The sequence below is a fragment of the Rhodococcus sp. BS-15 genome (assembly GCF_000813105.1).
Lineage (GTDB): Bacteria > Actinomycetota > Actinomycetes > Mycobacteriales > Mycobacteriaceae > Rhodococcoides.
In genome coordinates this window covers 1-5958 of the sequence record NZ_BAOX01000291.1, presented here as the reverse complement: position 1 = coordinate 5958, position 5958 = coordinate 1, and the positions used below count along the sequence as shown (strand labels likewise).

Below are 5958 nucleotides of genomic sequence, written 5' to 3'. Positions count from 1 at the left end.
CGGACGGCGAGGACAGCTGCGCTGCCGCCCGGCGATCCGTCGCGCCGCCGCCTGCTCCGACCGTGGCCAGCAAGTTCGGATCGAGCAGCCCGAATATCCCTTGCCGCACAGCAGAATCGGACATGTTCGCAGCTCGCCCGTTGATCGTCATCGACAACACGCGTGATTGTCTGATGGTGTCGGTTCGCACGCCGGGAATTGCGGAGAGCTGGGCCCGCAGAGCCGACCCCCCGCGAACCTGGGCGATCTGCGCGTCACTGGACCGCAGCGAATCGGCCAGCTGAGCGGAGGTGCCCCCGCGGCGGATGAGGATCTGGTCGGGTGATGCGGGTCGGTCCCAGAATCGGTCGTTGCGTTCGAGCAGAATCTCGTCCCGACCCCGGTCGACGGTCTTGATGTTGAACCGGGAGCCCGAGACCGGCACGTTGTCCGTCAGGCCTCCCTGGAAACCGCCGGGTGAGTCCTTGAGCAGGTGCGAGGGCACCAAATCGGCGAACAGTCGCTGCCAGGCCGGATACGGCGACGAGAGCGTCACGTCGACCGTCTTGCCACCGCCCGAGGACGCGACGTCGCTGATGAGCCCGTACCCCGCCGGATCGACGACACCGGGCTGGGTGATCATCTGCTGCCACAGGTAGCGGAAGTCCTCGGCGGCGATCGGAGCGCTGTCGGACCACTGCGCCTCGTTGCGCAGCTGGTAGCGGATGGTGAACGGCGATTGCGACGTCACCTCGGCCGAGAGCAGCAACGACAGGTCCGGCTCCCACGTGGTCACCCCGGTGTCGGGGTTCCGGACCGGGCGGAACGGGCTGGGCAGAACCAGTGAACTCACCGCGGCCGTCGCGGGCGACTGATCCGCCAGAAGATGTGGATTGAAGCCGATACCGACGTCGTCGATGGCGACGACGACCGGATCACCGGTCTCGGCGGGAACCATCGTCGTGCTGACCGGAGTCTCGACACTCTCGATCGGGGGCGGCGGATCCGCAGTGCACGCGGTGAGTACCAGAGCGATGGCAGAAACCAGAACCGTCGGCATCAGCACCTTGCGCAACGAGGATCTCCTTCGTAGTCGGCTACCTTCTGCGACAGAAGCGACGCGCCCCACGAGGGTGACACGTCGCTTCTGCCGCACGAAGTGAGTCTTACAGAGCAGCCTTGTCGCGAGTCTTGCTGCGCGAACGCTCGCGGGCGCGCTCGTTGGAATCGAGGTGCACCTTGCGGACGCGGACGACCTCGGGGGTCACCTCGACGCACTCGTCGCCTGCACAGAACTCCATGGCCATTTCCAGGTCGAGCTTCTTGGGCTTGGCCAGGGTCTCCATGACGTCTGCGGAGGACTGACGCATGTTGGTCAGCTTCTTCTCGCGGGTGACGTTGATGTCGAGGTCTTCCTGACGCGGGTTGATGCCCACGACCATGCCCTCGTAGGTGTCTGCGCCCGGCTCGACGAAGAACGTGCCGCGATCGGCCAGCTGGATCATCGCGAACGGGGTGACGGTGCCGTGACGGTCCGAAACAAGCGAACCGGTGTGGCGCGCGCGGATCTCACCGGCCCACGGTGCGTAACCGTGGAAGACGGCGTTGGCGATACCGGTGCCACGCGTGTCCGTGAGGAACTCGGTGCGGAAGCCGATCAGGCCACGCGAAGGAACGATGAATTCCATGCGAACCCAGCCTGCGCCGTGGTTCGTCATCTGCACCATCTTGCCCTTGCGAGCGGCGAGCAGCTGAGTGACCGCACCGAGGTACTCCTCCGGTGTGTCGACCATGAGCTCTTCGAAGGGCTCGTGCAGCTTGCCGTCGACCTGCTGGGTGACCACCTGCGGCTTGCCGACGGTGAGCTCGAAGCCTTCGCGACGCATCTGCTCGACGAGGATGGCCAGCGCCAGCTCGCCACGACCCTGGACCTCCCAGGCATCGGGGCGACCGATGTCGAGGACCTTGAGCGAGACGTTACCGATGAGCTCCTGGTCCAGGCGGCTCTTGACCATGCGCGAGGTGAGCTTGTGGCCGCTGACGCGTCCGACGAGCGGGCTCGTGTTGGTGCCGATGGTGACCGAGATGGCCGGCTGGTCGACCGTGATACGGGGCAGTGCGACCGGGTTCTCCAGATCGGCGAGGGTGTCACCGATCATGATGTCGGGGAAGCCCGCGACGGCGACGATGTCGCCTGCGACGCCGCGCTCACCGGGGACGCGCTCGACGCCGATGGTGTTGAGCAGCTCGGTGATCTTGGCCTTCTGGACGACGGGCTCGCCGTCGACCTCTCGCATCCAGCTCACGGTCTGGCCCTTGGAGAGCTGGCCGTTGTGGATACGCACCAGGGCGAGGCGGCCGAGGAAGGCCGACGCGTCGAGGTTGGTGACGTGCGCCTGCAGCGGTGCGTCGACGTTGCCCTTGGGCGCGGGGACGTAGTTGAGCAGCACCTCGAACAGCTCGTCGAGGTTCTCGGCGTCGGGCGCGTTGCCGTTCTCGGGCTGAACGCGCGACGCCTTGCCCTCACGGCCGGAGGCGTAGAGAACAGGAAGGTCGAGGGCGAGCTCGGCTGCCTCGGACGCTTCGTCGTCGAGGTCGGACGCCAGGTCGAGGAGCAAATCGTGGCTCTCCGAGACGACCTCTTCGATACGCGCGTCGGGACGGTCGGTCTTGTTCACGACCAGGATCACCGGCAGGGAGGCGGCGAGCGCCTTGCGCAGCACGAAGCGGGTCTGCGGAAGCGGGCCCTCGGAAGCGTCGACGAGAAGGACGACGCCGTCGACCATGGACAGGCCGCGCTCGACCTCTCCGCCGAAGTCGGCGTGGCCGGGGGTGTCGATCACGTTGATGACGGTGATGGTGCCGTCGGCATTGCGCTTGTGAACGGCCGTGTTCTTGGCCAGGATCGTGATGCCTTTTTCTTTTTCGAGGTCACCCGAGTCCATGACGCGGTCGATCGCTTCGGCACGTTCCTCGAACGCGCCTGACTGCCGGAGCATGGCGTCGACCAGGGTGGTCTTGCCATGGTCGACGTGTGCAACGATGGCTACGTTGCGAAAAGTGGTGGTGCTGTCGATGTTGTCTGCACTGCTTGGGGCGCTCACGCGAAAAATTCTCCTGGAGTCGAATGCGGGCTCTTGTTCGCTAGCGGGCTTATGTCGCTAGAGAAGCGCGCTGCACCGCGAGGTTCTCGCGACTGATCGAGTTTACCCGTAGTCCGACGGTGCGCCGCGCCACCCTCAGGTCTGTGACCTGCGCCACCCATTAGTCTTGGTGCTCATGGGCAAGATAAAGGCCGTAGATGTCTCGGGGATGAAGCCCAAGAAAAAATGCTGTCGCAAGAAGGTTCGGTGCATCAAATGCCCCGTGGTCATCATGCGAATGAAGAAACTCGAATCGGCAGGCGCAACCAAGAAGGACCTGAAGAAGGGCCTCAAGACCGCCCGGGCGAAGTGAGCAGAATCTGCTGAAGTTCGGGCAACCAGAGCCGATCCGCGTCGACCAGATCCATCGTCGGCAGCGTCGCGGCGTCCACCCACCTCAGGGCCGAATGTTCCAGCGCTGCAGGCATTCCCGACATCAGCGCGGCTCGGTAAGCGCGCAGCACCAGGCCGCCCGCAAGATCGACGTCTCCGGTGAGCGCCGCTCCGATCGAGCACTCGACTCCCAATTCCTCGCGCAGCTCGCGCGCCAGCGCGGCGTCCTCGGACTCTCCCGGCTCGACCTTGCCGCCGGGCAGTTCCCAGAGACCCGCCAGCTCGGGCGGACGGGTCCGTTGCGCGAGCAGCAGCCTGCCGTCGTGCGTCAACGCGGCTGCGACAACCACAGCGGTGGGGGTACCGGACATGCCACCATCTTTCTATGACCGAACTGCTGACCGACCGCGACATCGAGGACGCCCGGCTCACCGCATGGACCGTGGTCGGCAAATCCCTGACTCGCACCGTCGAACTGGCGTCGTTTCCCGCAGCGATCGAGGCGGTGAACCGGGTGGCCGACGCCGCGGAAGAGGCGGACCATCACCCCGACATCGACATCAGATGGCGGACGTTGACGTTCGCCCTCTCGACCCACAGTGCCGGCGGACTCACGCAGAAGGATGTGGATCTGGCGCGTCGGATCGACGCGCTGATCGCTTCACGCTGACTCACACGGTCGTTCCGCGGGCCCCACTCCTGGCCCGCCCCGCATACACGACCCAGCCGAGGAACAGAGCAGAGCCGATCACGTCGACCGCACCGGCCCACGCCTCGAGTCCCGGACGGGGGATGGTCCAGATCGATTCCTGGAAGAAACTGAGCAGCCACGGCACCCCCACGGTCACCGTCACCAACCAGTAGCCCGCGACAATCTTTGCCCCGGCGACGTCGCGCAGCGGCCCGTGCATCAGCCAGATCACCATCGGGATCACCCAGATCCAGTGGTGCGACCAGGAGATCGGCGAGATCAGCAGGCCGAAGAGCTGCACGATCACCAGCGTGCCCAGATGATCTTCGCGTCCGATCGCACGCCATGCCGCGAGCGCAAGCCCTGTCGCGACGACGGCGGCGACGATCCACACCGGGCCCTGCCCGACGTCCTCTCCCGCGATCCGGCTGAGCGCTCCTCGCAGAGACTGATTCCAGACCGAGCCGACGGGGCCGATGCGTTCGGCATCGCCGAGCAGTGTGGTGAAGTACGTGGCCGCCTGATGTCCGAGCGCCGCGTAGCTGACCGCGACGGTGAGGGCGAAGGCCACTGCCGAGAACGCCGCGGCCTTCCACCGCCGAGTCGCCAGGAAGTAGAGACCGGTGATGGCCGGGGTCAGCTTGATTCCGGCAGCGAAGCCGACCAGCCCTCCAGCCACCCACCACCTGCTGCTGCGTACCGCGAGAATCGCCACCAGCACCAGGAACACGTTGACCTGGCCGTAGTCCAGTGTCGTCCGCACGGGTTCGGACCACAGCCCCAGCGCGGTCCACAGCATTGCGATGCGCACCCAGCGCGGCTCGGCGGCGCGCTCGTCGCCGAGCACCATCGACAGCGTCAGCCTCACCACGGCGAACAGCGCGAGCATGGTCGCGGCCTGCCACAGGACGCCGACCAAGGTGAACGGCAGATAGTGCAGCGGGAAGAACACGAGCGCGGCGAACGGCGGGTACGTGAACGGGAGTGGGAAGTCCGGGGTCTGTACCGAATACGTGTAGTCGTACAGATTGCCGCCGAGCAGTGCCGCGGAGCCGTCGACGTAGACGTGTAGGTCCACGAGGTTCATTCCGTTGGGCGTCGCGAAGGCCCAGACGAATCGGCTGATCACCGAGACCGCGAGCAGAACGGGGGCCAGCCGAACAAGTCGGTTCACTGTGCGTGCGGTTCCGTTCGGTATCGATGCGGTGTATCGGTCGTCGAGCCTATAGGGCTCGGTTCACGCGTCCCAACCGCGGATGCACCCGAGTAACATTTGCATCACCTTTCACACTGACAACTTCAGTAACAGGTTATCGTGTGCCTCTGCGGAGAATTCGCAGCGTGTGACCAATAGACTGCCCTGGCATAGATGCGACGGGGGAGGGCTCGTTCGACAACAGCTGTACATCGGGGATTGCGCTACATAGAGTGACCCCTCGAGCACCGGCTGTCGCCGTGGGCCCGCGTCATGATCAGAATGGGGAATATCACCGTGCTTCGTACCCGCGGAACGCGTCGCGTAGTTACAGCCTTTGCCGTAGCCGCAGCCGCCGCACTAGTCGTGCCGACCAGCGCATCCGCACAGCCATTGGTGCCGATGGCACCGGCAGATCTGCCCGCAGCGCCGGCCGATCCCGCTGCTCTGATCGCTCAGTTCCTTCCCGCCCCCGGTGAGCCCATGCCCAACCTGGCCGAAGTGGAAGCACTCGCCTCGTTCGCACCGGCCATTCTCGGTGCCGCAGCCGGACCTGCCGACGTGGGAGCCGCTCCGGCCGCCGACCTGCTCGGTCAGGCCCGTGCGCTGCTCGAGAC

The 5958-nt window shown here is 65.6% G+C and carries 6 protein-coding genes and 1 pseudogene; 3 read left to right on the top strand and 4 right to left on the bottom strand.

The window, feature by feature from the left end; genetic code table 11:
* Positions 1-1039: ABC transporter substrate-binding protein (locus RHBS_RS22975; RefSeq protein ID WP_237669593.1), on the bottom strand; the 1039-nt coding region annotated here is incomplete at its 3' end.
* 106 nt (positions 1040-1145) lie between these two features.
* Positions 1146-3083, bottom strand: coding sequence for a translational GTPase TypA (gene typA, locus RHBS_RS22970; RefSeq protein ID WP_121873294.1), 1938 nt, complete (start codon positions 3081-3083; stop codon positions 1146-1148).
* Positions 3084-3258: 175 nt separating this feature from the next.
* Here typA and RHBS_RS29230 point away from each other — a divergent pair, with 175 nt between their 5' ends.
* Complete coding sequence (locus RHBS_RS29230; protein ID WP_094612381.1) at positions 3259-3435, top strand: hypothetical protein; 177 nt, start codon at positions 3259-3261, stop codon at positions 3433-3435.
* Here the strand turns inward: RHBS_RS29230 and RHBS_RS22965 are convergent.
* Positions 3413-3826, bottom strand: coding sequence for a (deoxy)nucleoside triphosphate pyrophosphohydrolase (locus RHBS_RS22965; protein ID WP_121873295.1), 414 nt, complete (start codon positions 3824-3826; stop codon positions 3413-3415). The genes RHBS_RS29230 and RHBS_RS22965 overlap by 23 nt on opposite strands.
* A 14-nt stretch (positions 3827-3840) precedes the next feature.
* Between RHBS_RS22965 and RHBS_RS22960 the strand changes: the two genes are divergently transcribed.
* Positions 3841-4125, top strand: a complete 285-nt coding sequence (locus tag RHBS_RS22960; protein WP_121873296.1) for a 4a-hydroxytetrahydrobiopterin dehydratase — start codon at positions 3841-3843, stop codon at positions 4123-4125.
* A 1-nt stretch (position 4126) separates the two neighbouring features.
* Here the strand turns inward: RHBS_RS22960 and RHBS_RS22955 are convergent, their stop codons facing one another.
* Positions 4127-5344 carry a mannosyltransferase gene (locus RHBS_RS22955; RefSeq protein ID WP_259468288.1) on the bottom strand — a complete coding sequence of 406 codons (1218 nt, stop codon included), beginning with the start codon at positions 5342-5344 and terminating at the stop codon, positions 4127-4129.
* Positions 5345-5623: 279 nt separating this feature from the next.
* On the opposite strand from RHBS_RS22955, the pseudogene RHBS_RS22950 reads away from it, so the two are divergent.
* Positions 5624-5958 (top strand): annotated as a pseudogene (locus RHBS_RS22950) (hypothetical protein); the annotation flags it as partial.

Excerpts from the sequence above, each read along its gene's own strand:
- RHBS_RS29230 (WP_094612381.1), top strand. The coding sequence starts at position 3,259 with ATGGGCAAGATAAAGGCCGTAGATGTCTCGGGGATGAAGCCCAAGAAA.
- RHBS_RS22965 (WP_121873295.1), bottom strand. The coding sequence starts at position 3,826 with ATGTCCGGTACCCCCACCGCTGTGGTTGTCGCAGCCGCGTTGACGCAC.
- RHBS_RS22960 (WP_121873296.1), top strand. The coding sequence starts at position 3,841 with ATGACCGAACTGCTGACCGACCGCGACATCGAGGACGCCCGGCTCACC.